Origin of the sequence: Thalassospira povalilytica, from assembly GCF_002844235.1 — a bacterium.
Taxonomy (GTDB): Bacteria; Pseudomonadota; Alphaproteobacteria; order Rhodospirillales; family Thalassospiraceae; genus Thalassospira; species Thalassospira povalilytica.
This window is the reverse complement of sequence record NZ_PGTS01000003.1, coordinates 204355-222732: the sequence shown is the minus strand read 5'-3', so window position 1 is coordinate 222732 and position 18378 is coordinate 204355. Positions and strand designations below refer to the sequence as shown.

Below are 18378 nucleotides of genomic sequence, written 5' to 3'. Positions count from 1 at the left end.
AATTTCCGTAAAATATATAACCATATGGCCGGTCAGGACCTGCGATGGTCATCGCAGAATCTTGTACCGGAAAACATCCCCCAAGGAGAGCGCAAAATGGCAGCAGAACAGACCACCTCGCAGGCCCCCGAACTGGTCGGGTTGTTCGACACAAAAGACAGTTTCGATGCCGCTGTGCGTGAATTGCGGGAAAGCGGCTTTTCGCGGACGGACCTTTCGGTGCTGAGTTCACATGAATCAATCGATGTTGCCGGATCTGACGGCCGGTCCTGGTCCGATGTGCTGACAGCATTGGTGGGTGAAGTGAAATATGAAGTGCCGTTGGTGGCATCGGGTGCCATCGCCCTGTTTGGCGGGGCGGCAACGGCACCGGCTGCGATTGCGATTGGTGCCGGGGTTGGCGCCGTGGCCCTGCGTGAATTTATCGACGAAGTCACATCCACCCCCCATACCGAGGATTTCGCCCGTGCGGTCGATGCCGGCTCGGTTATTTTGTGGGTGCGTATTGATCCGGCAAATGAGGGCGCAGAGGCGAAGGCAAAGGCGATCCTTGAAAAGAATGGCGCGACCAACATTCACCTGCATGTTGGCAAATAGGGCCGACCGCCGGACGGTGTCGTAAATCAATCCGTCCGGCAAAAGCCGGGTGCGCAAATGCATCTGGTTGCTTGCAGCAATGACCTGGCGGTGGCTGAATTAGATCGGCGACCGCCATCTTTCTGATCGGGCAGGTTTGATCGGACCGGCATCGGGCTTGGTGATCTGTCAAAAGTGCTGCTGTTGTCGGGGACTTTCGGTTTTTTCGGATCGTGGAAAAGGTGCTTTTGATGCGAAATCCGATGGTTTTTTGCGCGCTGCAAACTGATTGCTGTTGGCTGGCCGGGCAGACGGATCGGCATTTACGTTACTGAAAAATCAAGTCTATTCCTGTTTTCAATCTTCATCATCGCAAAAAATGGCCCATCACCGGATGGAAAAACCGGTGCTGGAACGGTGCAACCGGCGGTGCATTGTTGCGTCGCAACATACGGAAAACGCTACGTAATTTTGCGGTTGCCGTTAACGTCGCCTTTGACCCGGGGCAAGAAGCCTGATTTATTGGGCGGTCCGACATGACGGTCCCACACCGATTTTATGTCGAACAGGATAAACTACACACTTTGCTTTCCAACCCACCACGCAAGCGTCAGTGAAAACATAATGTCAGATAAAGAAATCAAGGTTCGTGACCGCGAAGCGCTGCTGTTTCATTCCAGCGGCCGCCCGGGCAAAATCGAAATCACCGCATCCAAGCCGCTGACCACACAGCGCGATCTGTCCCTGGCGTATTCGCCAGGCGTTGCGGTGCCCTGTCTTGAAATCGCCAAGAATCCCGCCACCGCGTATGATTACACCTCCAAGGGCAACATCGTTGCGGTGATTTCCAACGGTACTGCCGTTCTGGGGCTTGGCAATCTTGGTGCGCTGGCGTCCAAGCCGGTGATGGAAGGCAAGGCGGTTCTGTTCAAACGCTTTGCCGATGTTGACGGGTTCGATCTTGAAGTATCGACCGAAGACGTTGACGAGTTTGTCAATTGCGTGCGCTTCCTTGGCGCGTCGTTTGGTGGCATCAACCTTGAAGACATCAAGGCACCGGAATGCTTCATCATTGAACAGCGCCTGCGCGAAGTGATGGATATTCCGGTCTTCCATGATGACCAGCACGGCACAGCCATCATCGCGGCATCGGGTCTGATCAATGCCTGTGATCTGACCGGTCGCAAACTCGAAGACATCAAACTTGTGATCAATGGTGCGGGTGCCGCGGCAATTGCCTGCTCCGAACTGGTCAAAAGCATGGGTGTGTCGCCTGACAATGTCATCATGTGTGACTCGCGCGGGGTCATCTACAAGGGCCGCGAAGATGGCATGAACCAGTGGAAATCGGCCCATGCTGCCGATACCGATGCCAGAACCCTTGAAGAAGCCATGGATGGTGCCGATGCGTTCTTTGGCCTGTCGGTCAAAGGTGCGGTGACTGCCAAGATGGTCAAATCGATGGCCAAACAGCCGATCATCTTTGCGATGGCCAACCCGGATCCGGAAATCAGCCCGGAAGAAGTGGCCGAAATCCGCAGTGATGCAATTTGTGCGACCGGTCGTTCGGACTATCCGAACCAGATCAACAACGTGCTTGGATTCCCCTATATTTTCCGTGGTGCGCTTGATGTCCAGGCATCAACCATCAACGAGGACATGAAGATCGCGGCCGCCCATGCGGTGGCATCGCTTGCCCGTGAAGATGTTCCGGACGAAGTGGCGGCCGCCTATTCCGGCCGTCGTTTGCAATATGGTCCGGAATACATCATCCCGGCCCCGTTTGATCCGCGTTTGATCATGGCTGTGCCCAAGGCGGTTGCACAGGCCGCCATGGATAGCGGTGTTGCCCGCCGTCCGATCATTGATATGGAAGAATACGAAAATCAGCTGCGCGGTCGTCTGGACCCGACGGCAGCACATTTGCAGCTGATTTCCGATTATGTGCGCGCACATCCCAAACGCATCGCCTTTGCCGAGGGCGAAGAAGAAACCGTCATTCGCGCGGCTGTTGCCTATCGCAACTCGGGTTATGGCACGCCAATCCTGATCGGGCGCGAAGACCGCATTCATGAAAGTGCCAAAAAGCTTGGTATCGACAGCCTTGAAGGTGTTGAAATTAACAATGCCGCACTTTCAAAACACAATGCCGAATATGCGGAATTCCTGTATGCGCGCCTGCAGCGCAAAGGATATCTGTGGCGTGATTGCCAGCGCATGGTCAATCAGAAGCGTAACGTCTTTGCCTCTGTCATGGTGGCCAAGGGACATGCAGATGGCCTGATCACCGGCCTTACCCGTAACTTCAATCGCAGCTTCACCGATGTTGCCGGTGTGATTGATGCCAAACCGGGTGAAATTCCGATGGGTCTGTCGATTGCCATCGCCAAGGGCCGTACGGTGTTCATTGCCGATACCCGTGTGCATAACCTGCCCAATGCCGAGGAATTGGCTGAAATCGCCATTCAGGCGGCTGAAAAGGCCCGTCAGCTTGGTCATGAGCCGCGCGTCGCAATGGTGTCGCATTCGACCTTCGGGAACCCCTATAGCGACGATACCGATCGTATCCGCGAAGCAGTTGGCATTCTTGAACGCAGCGATGTCGATTTCGAATTCGATGGTGATATCGCGGTTGATGTCGCACTCGATACGGAACTGCTGAAGCTTTATCCGTTCTGCCGTCTGTCCGGTCCCGCCAACGTTCTGGTGATGCCGGCCCTTCATGCGGCAACCACCGCATCCAAGCTGCTTGACAAGCTTGGCGGCGGCACGGTGGTTGGTCCGGTGATGATCGGTCTGGAAAAACCGGCCCAGATCGCACAGATGGGCTCGACCGTGAACGATCTGGTCAACCTGGCAGCACTTGCCGCGCACGAGGCAGAGCACGGCTAATCGCCGTCTCGAGCTGAATATCAAAAAAATGGCGGAGCTGATTATTCAGTTTCCGCCATTTCTAATTTGGCCATGATGTGATCGCCGGGCATTGCAGGTGACCAGCAATGTGAGGTTATTCGACCGGCTGACCAAAGAGTGCAATCACCGCACCCAATGTTGCCAGCAGCCCGTAAAACCCGACCCGTTGCCACCCGGTATTCTGCCGGGCCGCGATCACCGCGCCAAGGGCGGCCTGCAATCCGTAATAGATGGCAAAGCCGCGTGATGCGTAATTTACAATGGCATAGATATTTGCCGACCAGGTCAGGGCAACACCGATTACCGCCAACAGAAGATAGGCCTGCCGTTCGGTAATGCGATTGCGCGACAGCTGGGCAAACAGCCCGCCTGATCCGCTGGTATCGGCAACCGCCGCGCTGAACTGTGATGCCAGTGCTGCTGCGACCAACAAAAAGGGCAAAATCGGCGCGACAATCTGCATCATGTTGATGATGCCGGTTTCTGATGACGACATCTGGTCAGGACGAAACACATAGGAAATCAGAAGAATATAAACCAGATAGATCGCCGTAGATAACCACTGGGCAAGACGCATGGATTTGATGCGGGTTTGTGCGTCATATTCCGATCCGAGATAGCGCGATGTCTCAAACCCCTGCACCGTAATCAAAAGACCGAATGCCAAAGTAAGTGCAGACCAGCCGTCAAGTTTCGGCGGATTGAAGATCAGGGCGTCATCAAGCGCCCGATGACCGAAATGTGCCATCAGCCCGATCAGCAGTCCGGCAATGATCGCCAGTTTCAGACTGACCGAAACATATTCCATTTTCTCAAGGCTTTTGAACCCGCGCGACCATCCGACAAACACAATGATGAAGAAGACCCCGGTGGTCAGAAGTTTGGCATCAAGATCGGAATTGAATGGCGTCAGGCTAAGGGCGAAAGCACCCAGAAGATTGAGGTAATAGGACACCGAAATGATATAGGCAAAGGCCAGCGCCCAGGATGACAGCGTTTCGATGCGGATTGCCAGTGCCCCGTAATCACCGTTCTGAATGGCCTGTTCGCCGGCAGCCATATTGAAGCGGATCACACCGCCAAACAGGAAGGCGACAAAACAAAGTGCAATCATGATCAGCGGTGCATAACCGCCATATCCGATATTGAGAATCGGACCCAGCAGCAAAAATCCACTGCCAATGATCGATGCAAGCGGTGTGACAACGGCCCGCCACAACGGAAAATGCGCAACAGAACGTTTTGAAAGAACAAAGGCAACACATGCGGTTGCCAGGGCAATGATCAGATCGAAAGTCACGGTGTCATTCCAGGGCGGTTATTCGTAGCGCATTGATTTATAAGCGATGAAACATCCGTTTATGTCCAGAATATAGTCGTCGGTGTGTTCAGACCATGCAGCACCCTGTTGGCGAGCGGCACTATCAGGTTTGTGACCAGACATTCCGGCGTAATGGATGCATGGGTGATGTGTTAGGCTTGATGTCATGAAATGTCATGGGATGATCACGACCCGATTTTCGCCACATGGTTTGGGCATATGGCTGATATGTCTGCGAAATTGTACAAAAATAGGAATTTCTCGATGGGCCAGTTGACCCGATTTCTCGCTGTTTTCATGTTTTTCCCGATGCTTGCGGCCTGTGAAGATGAACAAATCAGCGGCCCGACTGCCGATGAAATCACCACCGCAGTCATCGAGCGTTTCCGTGCCGATCCCTATGCCAAGGTCGGGCATGTCGAAAATGTCACCAAGACCAACAGCATCCCCAAAGGCGATGACGAGATCATTGTCATGGTGCGCTATGATCTGGTGTTTGATCGTTCAATCGCCGATTTCGCAGATGACGTGACGGAAAAGGGTAAGGCTGCCGGCACAATGGATGATGTCGGCAATACGGTCAGTGATGCGATTGATCTGGTGAAAACCAAGATGCTTGCCATGAAGGAAGGCGAGTTCAAGGCTGGTGATCGTCGCACGGTTGAAAATGAAATCCGCCTGCTGAAATCTGAAAAAGGCTGGATCTATCGCGGCGACCGATAACGGCTTTGACCGTTTGGGCGCTATTGCTGCGACATCATGAAAAAAGGAACCCGATCGGGTCCCTTTTGCATATTTGTGCCGGGCAAAGATGCCTGGTCTTCATGCCTAGTCTTCGAGGGATGCCAGAACTTTGGGCGGCGGCGGAATTTCACCGGCCGCGAATGTCAGGCCATCAAGCTCGTTCAGACCGTTGGCCCGCATGATCGTATGCAGGCTGTCGACATATTCCTCACCGCGTTCGGAATATTTGGTCAGGGTTTCGGCAAGATCCCAGCCATTGATCAGATGACCTTCGGCCCGCAGGACCGAACGGCGTTCACGCAGGGTCTGATAGGCCGGATGGGAATTGATGTTACGCGCATAAGCTCGCACGCTGTCCATCAGGCTGCCAAATGATTTGATGACGTGGGTTTTGCCTTCTTCGCGGTCTTTCGGAACGATGCCTTCGTCATCGCCCCAGGCCCACTGCCCGAACAGGGCATTGCCCGTCCGGACAAAGCGCGACGTGCCCCATCCGCTTTCCTCGGCCGACTGGGCCAGGATCAGTGACGGCGGGATGATGTCGATGCGTTCGAGCAGGGCGGTAATACCGCCATCGGTAACGCGGTAACGCTTCATCAGCTGATCAACCCATTGCTGATCGGCTGCACTGACCGGGGTGCCGGAAATACCTTTGGCCTGAATGGCCATCAGACGTTCGCGACGTGCACCGATTTCTTCATTCACCCGCATGGCCAGCGGCAACATGATGCGCAGGAACAGTTCCTTGCGCTCTTCGACCGATGCCAGCTCGCCAAGTCCCTTTGGAACGCGCTTGATATAGACGCGCGGAACTTCGGTCATGCTGCCAAAGCTGTAACCGATGCTTTTGAAATACTGGTTCAATGCGACGACTTCGGGGCCGCGCCGATAGACCGGCTTTTTCTTTGTCGCAGCGATCTCTTTCGGGGTCATTGCAGGGATGTCGGTGCCAAACCCGGCGGGGGTTGGTGACACATCAACTCCGGCAAATATACCGATATACAATAAACCGATTGCTCCGGTGACCGAAGCAAGCGCAATTTTCCGGTAATTTCCTGTCTTTGCGCTAGTCATTCTTGTCTCTCCAGGATCAGTATCATTGTTGATTCACTGTCCATCCCAAGTGGAAGATATCTATGCCTGTCAGCGCCGCGGATCGCAACGGACAATATTTCCACAAGTTGAAAACGCCGCGTAAACCTTCTCGTTTGCGCAAAATAATAACGCCCGGCGCAGGCAAAAGTTTGCGCCGGGCTAAAGATTTTCTTAACGACTCGGGAAATCAGTCGGCCATGACCGGTTCGACGGCCTGAACTTCCGGCACGTAGTAACGCAGCATGTTCTCGATCCCCATTTTCAGGGTCGCGGTGCTGCTCGGGCAACCCGAACATGCGCCATGCATCTCAAGATAGACGACACCGTCTTCAAACTTGTGAAAAACGATATCGCCGCCATCCTGGGCCACGGCCGGGCGAACGCGGGTATCAAGCAGTTCCTTGATCTGGCTGACCAGTTCGTCATCGCCTTCTGCGGCGGTGCTGGCGCCGGTTGCGGCACCGGAATTCTGGTCCAGAACCGGCTGGCCGGACGTGTAATGTTCCATGATGCCGCCAAGAATCTGCGGCTTTAGGGTCTGCCAGTCCTTGGAATCGTCCTTGGTGATGGTGATGAAATCACCGCCAAGAAAGACACCTGCTATGCCATCAACTTCAAACAGCTTGCGCGCCAGCGGCGATTTGACGGTTTCGTCACCCTTGACGAAGTTCGCAGTGCCCAGACGGCCCATGACTTCCTCGCCCGGCAGGAATTTAAGTGTGGCCGGATTTGGGGTTGGTTCGGTCTGAATGAACATGGTCGGCTTGTCCTCTCACTCTGATTGCCGGGGCTTATGCTGCCCGCTCGGCAATCCGCATTTCATTTGGTTAGGCCCTAAATGGGGCAAAAAACAGAAAAGATCAAGTCGCAGCGCGCAAGTCAGGTATTCCGCCCAAGCGTATATATGACGGAAATCACGATTAACGTTGCAGGATACTGCTGATCTCGCGCATCTGGGTGCGGGCACGCAACAGATAGAAGCCCAATCCGGCCAGATGGTTGGGGAAAATGATCCCGTCTGCCGATCCGTTGACCACCACCAGCGGGTCCAGTGCGGCTGCCGATTGCAGGGACCCGATCATTTCGGCCCATGCCGGGGCAATTTGCCGCTCATTGATGATCTGCTCAAAATCGGTGCCAAGATCACGCAGGATCAGGCTATAGGCATAAAGACGCCCCTTGGTGGCATAGAACACATCGTCTGCGGTGCGATCAAACAGGGATGGATCGTCGACCTTGTCATCAATCAGGGCGGATGCCGAACCAAGATCATTGGCAAAGCGGTTAAGCGTTTCCTGAAGGTTGTCGGCCCGGCGTTCAAACACTGCATTCCCGGTCGTCAGGCGCGTGTTATAATTTTCAAGAGCACGAATGGCCTGACGATATTGCTGTTCGGACGTCACACCGGGCAGCAACGAAACGCTTGGATCAAACACCCATTTGTCGCCGCGGAACTTCAAAAGGCCGGCCGCATCGTCAAGATCAGGGTCGACCTGGCTTGATCCGCGGGTTCGGCCGATCTGATCAGACAGCTCGATTGAAAAACGCGACAGGGCATAGATGATGCCGGTCTGGAAGTTTGGCATATTGTCAAGCGCTGCCCCGGGCAGGAAGAACGGATCATTTGCCGTCCAGCGGTTCTGATTGACCTCGCGATCAATCAGCCCTGCTGCGGTGCTTACGGCGTGACTGCCACCCTGATAATTGCCGACAAAGTCCGGATTGTCGTCAATACGGTGAACCAGCGCCATGCCCGCCGGATAATAGATCAGTGCAATCAGAACGATTATGCCAAAACCACGAATCCAGAATTTCCGCGATCCGAAAACGGCTTTCAGACGCGATCCGAAACCTGAAATTCCGCCTTTTTTGTACAGATAATCGTCTTCAATCATGACTTGTCCTGTGAATTGATCCGGCAATAGAACCTAGGACGTCGGTGCCCAAACGGCAAGTGCATGATTTCACTGCTCGATAGAGATATAAGTATCATATTGCGCCAGACCCAGCAGGGTTTCCAGATCCTGTTCGGCCAAGGCAATGCATCCTTCGGTGCCACTATAGTCCGGTTTGGCGATATGCATGAAGATCGCCGAACCTTTTCCCGGGACGGGCGGGCTATCATTGTGCCCAAGTACGACAACAATGTTGTAGAGCCCGTCATCACGCCACAGTTTTTCATGACTGCCCTTGAAGGGCAGTCTGACCGGACAGTTATAGGACGGATGTGCCGGATCGTCACACCAGCCATCGGAAAACGAAATGGTCGTTACAGGCAGTCTGGTTTTCGGGCAGGACCGGCGATCGGCGCGATACATGACATATCGCAGTTTCCATCTACCGGCGGGTGTCTTGCCATCACCTTCGGTTTTGCTGTCGGCATCAGTGATGCCATTGACGCCGAATGCGCACCGGAATTCCCGATCGCCGACGCGCAATTTTCCCGTTGCCGAGGCCGTAATCTCAAGCGGTTGGGAAACGGAATGTGCAGTTGCGTCGCTTTGCATTCAGCAGGTGCCTTCTTGGAACTGGTGCAGGGCATGTTCGAGATGCCCGCGCGTGGAGTGTGAAAAACAACAAAGGTAAATTTGTGGCATCGCAGCGGTTTCGCCAGCCCATTCACAAATGGTTGATACGGCGATTTTGGCGGCCTGGTCTTCCGGATAGCCAAATATTCCGGTCGAGATGGCCGGAAAGGCGATCGAATGCAGACTGTGCTGCGCGGCAATAACAAGTGAATTGCGATAACAGGCGGCAAGCAATGCTGCTTCGCCGTTTTGTCCACCGTGCCATACAGGACCGACTGTATGGATGACGTGGCGCGCTATAAGCTCAAATCCCGGTGTTATCCGGGCTTCGCCGGTCGGGCAGGGTGCAAGCGACCGGCATGCGGCGGCAAGTTCCGGCCCGGCCGCAGAATGGATGGCACCACAAACTCCGCCGCCAGGCAGCAAGGCCGTATTGGCAGCGTTGACAATGGCATCGGTGTCCAGCGCGGTGATGTCACCTTCTATGATTTTTATGACGCTGGTGGTTTTTAGATCATCTTCTTTTTTGACGGGCACAGATCCACTCCCAAAATGTGTGCTGAGCCCCCGACAGTTCCATTGTCGCGTTTTTTGCAAAAAAGTCAAAAAAAACAACGCCCTGCAAAGAGCAGAGCGTTGCTTGAAAATTGATTTCGTCCGTTATGCCAGTTACTTGGCCAGACGTGCGACACCTTCTTCGACCAGGCTTGCTGCTTTTTCAGCACCTTCCCAGCCGGTGACCTTTACCCATTTGCCTTTTTCGAGGTCTTTGTAACGCTCGAAGAAGTGCTGGATCTGGTCACGCAGGATCTGCGGCAGATCTTCATGCGACTTGATGTCGGTGTAGTACGGGTCGATCTTGTCATGGGGAACGCAGATCAGTTTTTCGTCCTGACCGGCTTCGTCTTCCATCATCAGAACGCCGATCGGACGTGCCCGGATAACCGAACCGGCAACAACCGGCTCACGGAACATGACCATCGCATCAACCGGATCACCATCTTCGCCAAGGGTGTTGGGGATGAAACCGTAATTGACCGGATAATACATCGAGGTATGCAGGAAACGGTCAACAAAGACAGCACCGGAGTCTTTGTCTACTTCGTACTTAACCGGTCCGCCCTGCGGAATTTCGATGACGACATTTACGTCCCACGGAACATCTTTGCCGACGGCAATCTTGCTGAGATCCATCTGGGAAAATCCCTTTCGCTTCTATAAAGGCATGCCCCGGCATGCCGGGACGGCTGTAATCGGCTTCGAAGATGCGAAAACGCACCCGAAGGAGAATGATGCCGCCCTTTTATCGCGAATTGTCGCCGCTTCCAAGGGGGTGCACATGCATCCTTGGTCGAAAATCACGCTATCTCTTTTGCGGCTGCGAAAGAAGACGCAGTTTCCGGGTGTTTTGACTGTGCGGCAATACCTGACGGCAAAAACCTGTTCTGATCACGCAAAAGGTCTTCGTTAAAGAGATGCCAGTTGGAAACCGCATTGCTGGTTTGATGGCGCTGCGGAATTTTGCGGTCGTGATACAGGTGCAATACCGGTGAGCAATATTCGACATTTTTGCGCCGCAGACCTGATCGCAGAAGGCGCAGTACAAAGTCTGAATCTTCCCAGCCGTGACCTTCATATGCCTCGTCAAAGCCGTGAATACGATCGATATCCGCTTTGAACACGGCAAGATTGCATGTCTGGGCCTTGCGCCAGCAGTTTTCATGTTCCCAAAGCCAGGGGCCCTTATGCGGCAGACGGATAAACTGGAACGGGCGGTTGCAGAAACCAAAAAGTGAAACGCCAAACAGGGCTGCGCGGGGCCATTTGTGGAAGGCCCATTTGCGCTTCAAAAGCATATTGGTCAGACGTTCCTTGATGAATACGCGTTTGCCCGACACAAAACATCCGGCTTCTGCCGCTTTGCGGTGGCGGCTGACGAAGTCGGGCATGACACAGCAATCGCCGTCAATGAAGACAACAAGATCGCCTTTGGCCATCGCAATTGCCCCGTTTCGTGCCTTTGCGACCCGAAAGCCGTTATCTTCATGCCAGTAATGTTTCACCGGAACAGGACAGGTGGCTGCGAAATTTTCAATGACACGCGTCGTCGCACCGGCAGATCCGTCATCGGCAATGATGATTTCGAAATTGCGGTCCTTCTGATCGGCGAGCGAGTTGAGCACCAGTGACAGTGCTTCCGGCCAGTTATAGGTCGTGACAACGACCGACACCAAAGATGTCATCTTCCCCAAATTACCCCGTCTTTTTCGCAGCATTGCCCGCTATTGTTAACCGAGCCTACCCTTACGAATCCTTAAGGGCAATTGACAATTCGCTTACATGAATTTCTTGCGTGCGAGTGATGCGGTTTTCGGATTGATCAGTTCGCGGATCCAGTTGGCGGCTTCGATCACGACCGGGTCCTTCTGACGCGCCGGGCGGATCAGAAGGCGGTACCACCAATGCGAAATGAAATCCGGGAAATTCAGCGGCACCAGTTCACCACGTTCGACATAGTTGCGGGCAACAACGTCGGTGCTGGCAACGATCCCCTGACCGGCACGTGCCGCTTCGAGCGCCCAGATATGATGGCTGAAGGTCCAGCAATCAGCGAGGGAGAACTTGCCGGCCTTGAACCATTGTTCGATCTGGGAAAACTGTTCACTGTCACTGTCGATCAGCAAGATATCCCGCGGGCCGAGCTCGGCAACATTGATGTTGCGGGCATCAAATCCGCGTTTTGCCAGCCATTCGGGGGCGGCAAAGGCGGTATAGACTTCGGGAGTCAGAAGTTCAGTTACCCAATCTTCCGGACCGGGCAGGTCCTTGGGGGCAATTTGCAGGGCAAGATCAATTTCAAGCGGATCAAGCCCGTCATCAAATTCGATCTTGCGGAACTGGACAGGAATATCACCCGGCAGCCGGTCACGCAGGTTATCAAGTTCATAAAGCAACACGGTCAGGGCCGGTGTTGCAAGCGCACCAATACGGATCGCCTTGCCCTTGTCGGGACCGACTTCGCCGGTGATGTCGGCAATGCCGTCCAGGGCCTCGGTCAGGCGCGGCAACAAAAGTTCGGCCGATTTGGTCGGGCTTAGTCCGCGGCCTTTGCGTGTGAACAGGACAACACCAAGATTTTCCTCAAGCTGGCGCAACTGATGGCTGATGGCACTTTGTGTGACATGCAGTTCTTCGGCTGCGCCCTTGACGCTCTGATGGCGGGCGGTGGCTTCAAAGGCGACAAGTGCGCGTAAAGGGGGCAGTTTCCGGCGCATTTTGTGTTTCCATACCAGCTGTTTCCTTCGTCATACCTGTCTATCAGGAGTGATCGGAAAATGGGGCAAAAAAAACTCAACAATGGCTGAAAACTCTTCATTCGTATTTTTCAAAACAAGCGGGCAATATCATTGGCATAAAGGGTTTCCGGCCGTAGATTTTCCGATGTCTCCTTGCGCCACCTCGTAAGCCAGTCTCCCTGACTGCCGGAAACCCCCAAACAACCTCAAACATGGAAACGATCATGACCGGACGCTGATGCGGCAAGAGCATTCAGCATCAAGTCCAACCGGTTTTGCCCAAAGCAACCAGATGTTCCGCAAGAAGGCGGTCGCAAAATTTGGCGGCGCAAAGGTCACGGTCATCTATGTTGCGGAAAGAACGGGTGTCCGGCCCGAAGGGTTGGGTGCGGACGTTTTTCCCAGCGTTACATTCCGAGAACGATGCCCCGCATCGCCCCCGCGCGCAGCGTTCCTTGCCAGACAACGCGCCAATGACAAACAAAATGGATTGGATTTGATGTTGAGTGCTCTAAGCGGAAATGTCCGCGGCGTTTTATGGATGACGGCTGCAATGGCATCGGGCGTTTTTGTCGATGTCTGTGCCAAGCTGGTATCCCATGACGTTCCGACGGCTCAAATCCTTGCCATGCGGGCAATAACGACGGTTGCGGTGTTCCTGATCATCCTGATGTTTGTTGGCACCCGTTCGATCCGCACCCGCCGTCCGATGGCCCATATTGCGCGTGGTGTTTTGTGGTACGGGTCGCTGTTTTTCGTCTTCTTTGCGCTTCGTCAGATGAGCATTGCCGAGGTCAATGCCTATTTGTTTATCGAGGCATTGCTGACCGTGTTGCTGGCGGTTGTGATCCTTGGTGAAAAGCTGACAGCACGCAAAATGATTGCAACCGTTCTGGGTTTGATCGGGGTTTGGGTGATGTGTGCGCCACGCATGGACGGGTTCGGTGTGCCGCTTGGTGTGGCTGCTGCCCTGATCGGTGCCTTCTGTTTTTCGGCGCAAACCCTGTTTGCCAAGGTGATGACGCGCACCGAGACCAATTTTTCCATGCTGTTCTGGCCGCAAATCATTGCAGTCGTGATCTGGGTGCCGATTGCCCTGATCTCCTGGCAGCCGGCGTCATTTGCCGATTGGGCCTATTCGGCGGGGGCAGGGTTCTTTGCCATGATGACCAACTATATGGTTTTGCGTGCCGTACGGGTTGCAGATGCCAGTGTTGTGTCACCAGCAGCCTATACCGCCCTGCCATTTTCAGTCGCGATGGACCTGATTTTCTTTGATATGTTGCCGGTGCCGGTCATTTTCGTCGGGGCGGGAATTGTTATTCTTGCGGTGATGCTTCTGGATTACAAAGGTGGTGCGAAGCCGCAGCAGGCAACAGATACCGAGGAAATCGGGGATGATGAAACATCCCCGAAACCGGCAGAAGCATGATTGATCCACTCATGCCGATCTAGGCGCGGTCATGGCGTGATCGGGAATCGTCGGGTGCCTGTTGGCGTTCAAACATGCCGTAATCCCGGATAACACCGGCAACCCGCAAACGGTAATCTTTAAAAATTCCGGTTCGGCCTTGGGTCTGTGCAGAACGGTGTTCCGCCAGATTGCGCCAGGCTTTCACGGCATCCTCGTCACGCCAGAATGACAGTGACAGGATTTTCTCTGGTGTGCTCAGACTTTGAAACCGTTCGATCGAAATGAAGCCATCCATGGTTTCAAGCACCGGTTTGAGATCACCCGCAATGGCAAGATAATCGTCATAGCGCGCCGTGTGAGGTGTGACTTCGAAAATGACCGCGATCATGGTTTGATCAGCTCCGCATGCGGGGCGGACGCCAGTTTGAGAAACTGGCGTTCTTCGCGCAGGATGAATTTTTCACGTTGGGAAAACGCATAGTTTTCCCGGCCCAGCGGATCGTCCTTTAACCGGGCGCGATAGGCCTCATAAGATGCCAGATCGGGCAAATGATAGATACCATAGGCGGTCGATACCGATCCTTCATGCGGGGCGAAATACCCGACAAGATCGGCCCCGCAACGCGGAATGGCCTGCCCCCAGTTTCGGGCATATTGGACGAAGGCATCCTTTTTATAGGGATCGATTTCATAGCGGATGAAGCAGGTGATCATGGCGCTCTTCCTTATGTAAATGGTGACGAAACCGGTGAAGGTCCCGGTATTTGTCGGAGATAGCGCAAATGATCGCCCTGTTGCTTCGATACGGATCGAACTATGGGCAATTACAAGAAGCGACAGCAAAGAACGTGACGGGGCATGGACAGGTGTGAAAAAGGACGTTATTAAATGTTACGTTATAACATAACATTTAATGGGAGCGTTCGTTGTTCAAACATGTGGTTCAGGCCGCGATCATAAGTGGTGCGGTTCTGATGCCGGTATTGGGTGTCTCTGTTGCCCGGGCCGATGATGAAACCAAACAGGCATGGCGTCTTTTTGTTACCGACCAGCAAGAGGGCGGGGTAACGGTCCTTGATCTGGAACAGAAATCGGTGATCGACCGGTTTGCCACCAAGGGCTATGTCACGCATCTTGTCCCAAGCCAAAGCGGCAGAACCCTGGCTGCTGTTCAGATGGATCATGATGTCGTCAACATGATCGATAGCGGTATTGAGTTGTCCTCGCACAGGGATCACAGCGACCTTGAAATCCATGATCCGGCATTGCTGCCCATAACCATTGCGGGCAAACGCCCGGTCCACGCCGTGCCCGATCATGGCGTATTCTATATATTCTTTGATGGTGAGGGTGCGGCAAAGGTCTTTGATGAGGGCGATCTGATTGCCGGAAAATCCGTGCATAAAACAGTTACAGGCAGTGCGCCCCATCATGGCGTTGTTGTGCCAAAGGGGAACTATCATCTGATCTCCGAGCCAAATCTTGCTGTTGAAACCAAGCCGGGCAGTCTGCCGCCGCGGCTGGGCCTTAAGGTTCTTGATCAGGATGGAAAACAGGTTGGTCCTGTTCATACCTGCACCGGCCTGCATGGCGAAGCATCGTCTGCCGGTGTGACGGCCTTTGGCTGCGAGGAGGGGGTGATCATCGCCTATCAGAATGGTGATGATGCGCCGACAGTTGAAATGCTGCCCTATAGCAAGGACATGCCGGAAGGTCGTGTAGGGCATCTGGCCGGTGGCAAGGCGATGCAGTTCTTCCTTGGCGATTACGGTTCAGACAAGCTGGTCTTAATTGATCGCACCGAACAGAACCCGTTTCATCTGATTAACTTGCCGGTCCGATACGTGCACTTCATCCTTGATCCGGCACGCGTGACCATTGCCTATGTCTTCACCGAGGATGGCTATCTTCATGCGGTGGATTTGCTGGATGGCAAGATTGTCCGGTCTGCCCAAATCACCAAACCCTATAGCAAGGATGGCCACTGGCGTGATCCGCGTCCGCGCATTGCTGTTGCCGGTGACGTGGTTAGCGTGACCGATCCGCGCGAACATCTTGTCCGACTCGTTGATGCCGAGACTTTTGCAAACAAAGGTGAAATCCCGGTCGACGGGCTGCCATTCAATATTGTTGCGTTGGGTGGTTCGGGCCTGTCCCACTGATCAGCGACAAGAACCAATTCCAGTGATTAAGGCAAAGGCGGGCAGGTATCTGTCCGCCTTTCGCTTTGCTGGTTGTTGTTTGGTGATCACACTTCGATTACTATCGAAGGATGAAAGAAGGACCCGATATTGCCCGTGTGGCCGCATTGCTTGGTGATCCGGCGCGCGCAAATATGCTGACCGCGCTTATGGGCGGTCGGGCATTGACAGCTGCCGAACTGGCGCAGGAAGCCGGTGTTACCCCGCAAACCGCAAGTTCCCATCTGGCAAAACTAGAAGCCGGGCAGATTGTTGTGCCGCGCAAACAGGGGCGACATCGTTATTTCACGTTGTCGGGTCCCGATATTGTCGAGGCGCTTGAGGTCCTGATGGGGATTGCGAACCGGGTTGGACATAACCGGGTGCGGACCGGGCCGAAGGACCCGGAATTACGCAAGGCACGCGTTTGCTATGACCATCTGGCGGGGGACATGGGGGTTGCCCTGTTTGACGGATTGATCAAAGGAAAGCTGATCGAAAATACCGTAAATGGCGTGGTGATGACCGATGCCGGCGTGGCGTTTGCTGACAAATTTGGCATTGATCTTGAAGCCTTGCGTCGCAAACGCCGTCCGCTTTGCCGGGAATGTCTGGACTGGAGTGCACGGCAATCGCATTTGGCCGGTTCATTTGGGGCGGCAATGCTGGACCGATTTTATGAGCTGGGTTGGGCCAGGCGGGTTGCGGAGTCGCGCATTGTACGGTTTGAACGCGATGGCGAACGCCAGTTCCGTGATCTTGTGAATTTCTAATCGCCGAGCAAGCTTGCGACAAAGGCTGGCACCAGGTCGGTTGCCGACCCGTATGCACTGTGTTCAAACAGCGTCGCACCCGAACTTGGTTCAAGATTGAGCTCGACCGTTTCCGCCCCGGCTTCTTCATGCGCGATTTGAACAAACCCGGCAGCAGGATAGACATTTCCCGATGTTCCGATCGAGATAAAAAGCCCGCATTCGCCCAAGGCGGCGTATATGCGTTCCATCTCAAGGGGCATTTCACCAAACCACACGACATGCGGACGAAGCCCGCCAGCCTTGCCACAGGACGGGCAGGGGGTTTCCTTGGCAAGATTATCAGACCAGTGGGCAAGAAGATCACAATGATTGCAGCGGATTTTCAAAAGCTCGCCATGCATATGGATCAGGTGTTTTGATCCGGCCCGGTCATGAAGATCGTCGATATTTTGCGTCACCAGCAGCACAGGCCCCGGCCACTCGGCTTCAAGCCGGGCGAGGGAAATGTGGGCGGCATTGGGTTGAACCGCAGGATCAAGCAATCCGGATCGGCGGTCATTATAGAAATAATGCACCAGATCAGGGTTGTTCACGAAGGCCTCGGGTGTGGCGACTTCGGAAATATCGTATTTCGCCCAGATACCGTCAGGATCGCGAAATGTATGCAGGCCGCTTTCCTTGGAAATGCCCGCACCGGTCAGAATGACAATCGGGGCGGCTTCGTCACGCAGGATTTCAATCAGATCGGGGCGGAGCGGCATCTTAGTGATCCTTGATTCGCAGGGGACTTCTGCCCGACAGCCTAATGCAAACAAAACACCCCCGCCAAGTATGTCTGGCAGGGGTGGTTGCTAAACCCGATCCGCTAAAACCGGTTTATCTGAATATTGTGGCGATCAGGCCGAAGTATCGACATTGCTGCCCGGGCCGTCTTCCTTGGCCGGGGCTTCGCCGGCCGGATTTTTGGTCACACCGACCATTGCCGGGCGCAGCAAGCGGCCTTTAAGCACGTAACCGGCCTGCATGACCTGTGCGACATGACCGTCCGGATATTCCGGGTTCGGCATTTCAAACACGGCCTGATGTTTGTTCGGATCAAGCTTTTCACCAAGCGGTTCAAGCTTTTCGATACCGTTCTGTTCCATCGCCTTGAGTAGCGCCTTTTCGGTCATCTCGACACCGTCAACCAGCGTTTTCATCGCCGGGTCAGCATCGGAGGTATCACCGGCTGCTTCGAGTGCGCGGCGCAGGTTGTCGCCCACATCCAGAAGGTCACGGGCAAATTTCGTGATGGCGTAGTTGCCGGCATCCTCGACGTCTTTTTTTGCACGACGGCGGGTATTTTCCACCTCGGCGGCCTGACGCAACAGACGGTCTTTCAGTTCTGCGACTTCGGCTTCGAGGGCTGCGACCGGATCTTCGATAACAACTTCTTCGCTTTCTGCCTCGGTCGCCTCTGCTGCGACGTCTTCAGCTGCGGTTTCCTCTGCGGCATTTACATCCTGCAGATCTTCCGGATTGTTTTTTGCGGTTTCCGACATGGCTAACCTTACTAC

General features: G+C 54.3%; 19 protein-coding genes. 6 read left to right on the top strand and 13 right to left on the bottom strand.

Annotated elements, in window-relative coordinates; translation table 11 throughout:
- Nucleotides 1-96 precede the first annotated feature (96 nt).
- Nucleotides 97-597, top strand: coding sequence for a hypothetical protein (locus CU041_RS09435; protein WP_101247017.1), 501 nt, complete (start codon nucleotides 97-99; stop codon nucleotides 595-597).
- A 603-nt stretch (nucleotides 598-1200) separates the two neighbouring features.
- A complete protein-coding gene (locus CU041_RS09430) occupies nucleotides 1201-3468 on the top strand; it encodes an NADP-dependent malic enzyme (RefSeq protein WP_101246650.1) in 2268 nt (755 codons plus the stop codon).
- Between the two features lie 115 nt (nucleotides 3469-3583).
- On the opposite strand, the gene CU041_RS09425 is transcribed toward CU041_RS09430, so the two are convergent.
- Nucleotides 3584-4789 (bottom strand): APC family permease, encoded by a 1206-nt coding sequence (locus tag CU041_RS09425; protein WP_101246649.1) that lies wholly within the window; start codon nucleotides 4787-4789, stop codon nucleotides 3584-3586.
- Nucleotides 4790-5074: 285 nt separating this feature from the next.
- Between CU041_RS09425 and CU041_RS09420 the strand changes: the two genes are divergently transcribed.
- Complete coding sequence (locus CU041_RS09420; protein WP_101246648.1) at nucleotides 5075-5533, top strand: hypothetical protein; 459 nt, start codon at nucleotides 5075-5077, stop codon at nucleotides 5531-5533.
- A 105-nt stretch (nucleotides 5534-5638) separates the two neighbouring features.
- Here CU041_RS09420 and CU041_RS09415 read toward each other — a convergent pair whose 3' ends face one another.
- The 8 genes from CU041_RS09415 to CU041_RS09380 all read right to left on the bottom strand — a co-directional run bounded on the left by CU041_RS09415 (nucleotide 5639) and on the right by CU041_RS09380 (nucleotide 12452).
- A complete protein-coding gene (locus CU041_RS09415) occupies nucleotides 5639-6529 on the bottom strand; it encodes a glucosaminidase domain-containing protein (protein WP_228194854.1) in 891 nt (296 codons plus the stop codon).
- Between the two features lie 307 nt (nucleotides 6530-6836).
- On the bottom strand, nucleotides 6837-7406 hold the full coding sequence (locus CU041_RS09410; protein WP_101246646.1) for a NifU family protein: 570 nt from the start codon (nucleotides 7404-7406) through the stop codon (nucleotides 6837-6839).
- 163 nt (nucleotides 7407-7569) lie between these two features.
- Entirely contained in the window at nucleotides 7570-8544 is a 975-nt protein-coding gene (locus tag CU041_RS09405; RefSeq protein ID WP_101246645.1) for a DUF2333 family protein, read from the bottom strand.
- Between the two features lie 69 nt (nucleotides 8545-8613).
- Nucleotides 8614-9156: a L,D-transpeptidase family protein gene (locus CU041_RS09400; protein ID WP_101246644.1), complete on the bottom strand. Its 543-nt coding sequence runs from the start codon at nucleotides 9154-9156 to the stop codon at nucleotides 8614-8616.
- Entirely contained in the window at nucleotides 9157-9783 is a 627-nt protein-coding gene (locus CU041_RS09395) for an O-acetyl-ADP-ribose deacetylase (RefSeq protein ID WP_233433060.1), read from the bottom strand.
- Between the two features lie 63 nt (nucleotides 9784-9846).
- The gene (gene ppa / locus CU041_RS09390; RefSeq protein ID WP_101246643.1) at nucleotides 9847-10371 is read right to left on the bottom strand and encodes an inorganic diphosphatase; all 525 of its coding nucleotides are present in this window, start codon (nucleotides 10369-10371) and stop codon (nucleotides 9847-9849) included.
- A gap of 164 nt (nucleotides 10372-10535) precedes the next feature.
- Entirely contained in the window at nucleotides 10536-11420 is an 885-nt protein-coding gene (locus CU041_RS09385) for a glycosyltransferase (protein ID WP_101246642.1), read from the bottom strand.
- A 93-nt stretch (nucleotides 11421-11513) separates the two neighbouring features.
- Nucleotides 11514-12452 carry a LysR family transcriptional regulator gene (locus tag CU041_RS09380; protein WP_101246641.1) on the bottom strand — a complete coding sequence of 313 codons (939 nt, stop codon included), beginning with the start codon at nucleotides 12450-12452 and terminating at the stop codon, nucleotides 11514-11516.
- 520 nt (nucleotides 12453-12972) lie between these two features.
- Here CU041_RS09380 and CU041_RS09375 point away from each other — a divergent pair.
- A complete protein-coding gene (locus CU041_RS09375; RefSeq protein ID WP_101247015.1) occupies nucleotides 12973-13905 on the top strand; it encodes a DMT family transporter in 933 nt (310 codons plus the stop codon).
- A gap of 19 nt (nucleotides 13906-13924) precedes the next feature.
- Here the strand turns inward: CU041_RS09375 and CU041_RS09370 are convergent, their stop codons facing one another.
- Nucleotides 13925-14275 (bottom strand): antibiotic biosynthesis monooxygenase family protein, encoded by a 351-nt coding sequence (locus tag CU041_RS09370; protein ID WP_101246640.1) that lies wholly within the window; start codon nucleotides 14273-14275, stop codon nucleotides 13925-13927.
- Nucleotides 14272-14601, bottom strand: a complete 330-nt coding sequence (locus CU041_RS09365) for an NIPSNAP family protein (protein ID WP_101246639.1) — start codon at nucleotides 14599-14601, stop codon at nucleotides 14272-14274. Before CU041_RS09365 ends, CU041_RS09370 begins: the two co-directional genes overlap by 4 nt.
- Nucleotides 14602-14813: 212 nt before the next feature.
- Here CU041_RS09365 and CU041_RS09360 point away from each other — a divergent pair, with 212 nt between their 5' ends.
- Together CU041_RS09360 and CU041_RS09355 are read left to right on the top strand one after the other, a co-directional pair.
- Nucleotides 14814-16049, top strand: a complete 1236-nt coding sequence (locus CU041_RS09360; protein ID WP_212733787.1) for a metallochaperone AztD — start codon at nucleotides 14814-14816, stop codon at nucleotides 16047-16049.
- Between the two features lie 110 nt (nucleotides 16050-16159).
- A complete protein-coding gene (locus tag CU041_RS09355; protein ID WP_101246638.1) occupies nucleotides 16160-16840 on the top strand; it encodes an ArsR/SmtB family transcription factor in 681 nt (226 codons plus the stop codon).
- Here CU041_RS09355 and CU041_RS09350 read toward each other — a convergent pair.
- Together CU041_RS09350 and grpE are read right to left on the bottom strand one after the other, a co-directional pair.
- The gene (locus tag CU041_RS09350) at nucleotides 16837-17583 is read right to left on the bottom strand and encodes an NAD-dependent deacylase (protein ID WP_101246637.1); all 747 of its coding nucleotides are present in this window, start codon (nucleotides 17581-17583) and stop codon (nucleotides 16837-16839) included. The two genes, CU041_RS09355 and CU041_RS09350, sit on opposite strands and share 4 nt — an antisense overlap.
- A gap of 135 nt (nucleotides 17584-17718) precedes the next feature.
- On the bottom strand, nucleotides 17719-18363 hold the full coding sequence (grpE, locus tag CU041_RS09345) for a nucleotide exchange factor GrpE (RefSeq protein WP_101246636.1): 645 nt from the start codon (nucleotides 18361-18363) through the stop codon (nucleotides 17719-17721).
- Nucleotides 18364-18378: the final 15 nt, after the last annotated feature.

Coding starts and splice junctions, on each gene's coding strand:
- ppa (WP_101246643.1), bottom strand. CDS start 10,371: ATGGATCTCAGCAAGATTGCCGTCGGCAAAGATGTTCCGTGGGACGTA.
- CU041_RS09400 (WP_101246644.1), bottom strand. CDS start 9,156: ATGCAAAGCGACGCAACTGCACATTCCGTTTCCCAACCGCTTGAGATT.
- CU041_RS09410 (WP_101246646.1), bottom strand. CDS start 7,406: ATGTTCATTCAGACCGAACCAACCCCAAATCCGGCCACACTTAAATTC.
- CU041_RS09380 (WP_101246641.1), bottom strand. CDS start 12,452: ATGCGCCGGAAACTGCCCCCTTTACGCGCACTTGTCGCCTTTGAAGCC.
- CU041_RS09350 (WP_101246637.1), bottom strand. CDS start 17,583: ATGCCGCTCCGCCCCGATCTGATTGAAATCCTGCGTGACGAAGCCGCC.
- CU041_RS09375 (WP_101247015.1), top strand. CDS start 12,973: ATGTTGAGTGCTCTAAGCGGAAATGTCCGCGGCGTTTTATGGATGACG.
- CU041_RS09365 (WP_101246639.1), bottom strand. CDS start 14,601: ATGATCACCTGCTTCATCCGCTATGAAATCGATCCCTATAAAAAGGAT.
- CU041_RS09435 (WP_101247017.1), top strand. CDS start 97: ATGGCAGCAGAACAGACCACCTCGCAGGCCCCCGAACTGGTCGGGTTG.
- grpE (WP_101246636.1), bottom strand. CDS start 18,363: ATGTCGGAAACCGCAAAAAACAATCCGGAAGATCTGCAGGATGTAAAT.
- CU041_RS09430 (WP_101246650.1), top strand. CDS start 1,201: ATGTCAGATAAAGAAATCAAGGTTCGTGACCGCGAAGCGCTGCTGTTT.
- CU041_RS09405 (WP_101246645.1), bottom strand. CDS start 8,544: ATGATTGAAGACGATTATCTGTACAAAAAAGGCGGAATTTCAGGTTTC.
- CU041_RS09355 (WP_101246638.1), top strand. CDS start 16,160: ATGAAAGAAGGACCCGATATTGCCCGTGTGGCCGCATTGCTTGGTGAT.
- CU041_RS09420 (WP_101246648.1), top strand. CDS start 5,075: ATGGGCCAGTTGACCCGATTTCTCGCTGTTTTCATGTTTTTCCCGATG.
- CU041_RS09370 (WP_101246640.1), bottom strand. CDS start 14,275: ATGATCGCGGTCATTTTCGAAGTCACACCTCACACGGCGCGCTATGAC.
- CU041_RS09385 (WP_101246642.1), bottom strand. CDS start 11,420: ATGACATCTTTGGTGTCGGTCGTTGTCACGACCTATAACTGGCCGGAA.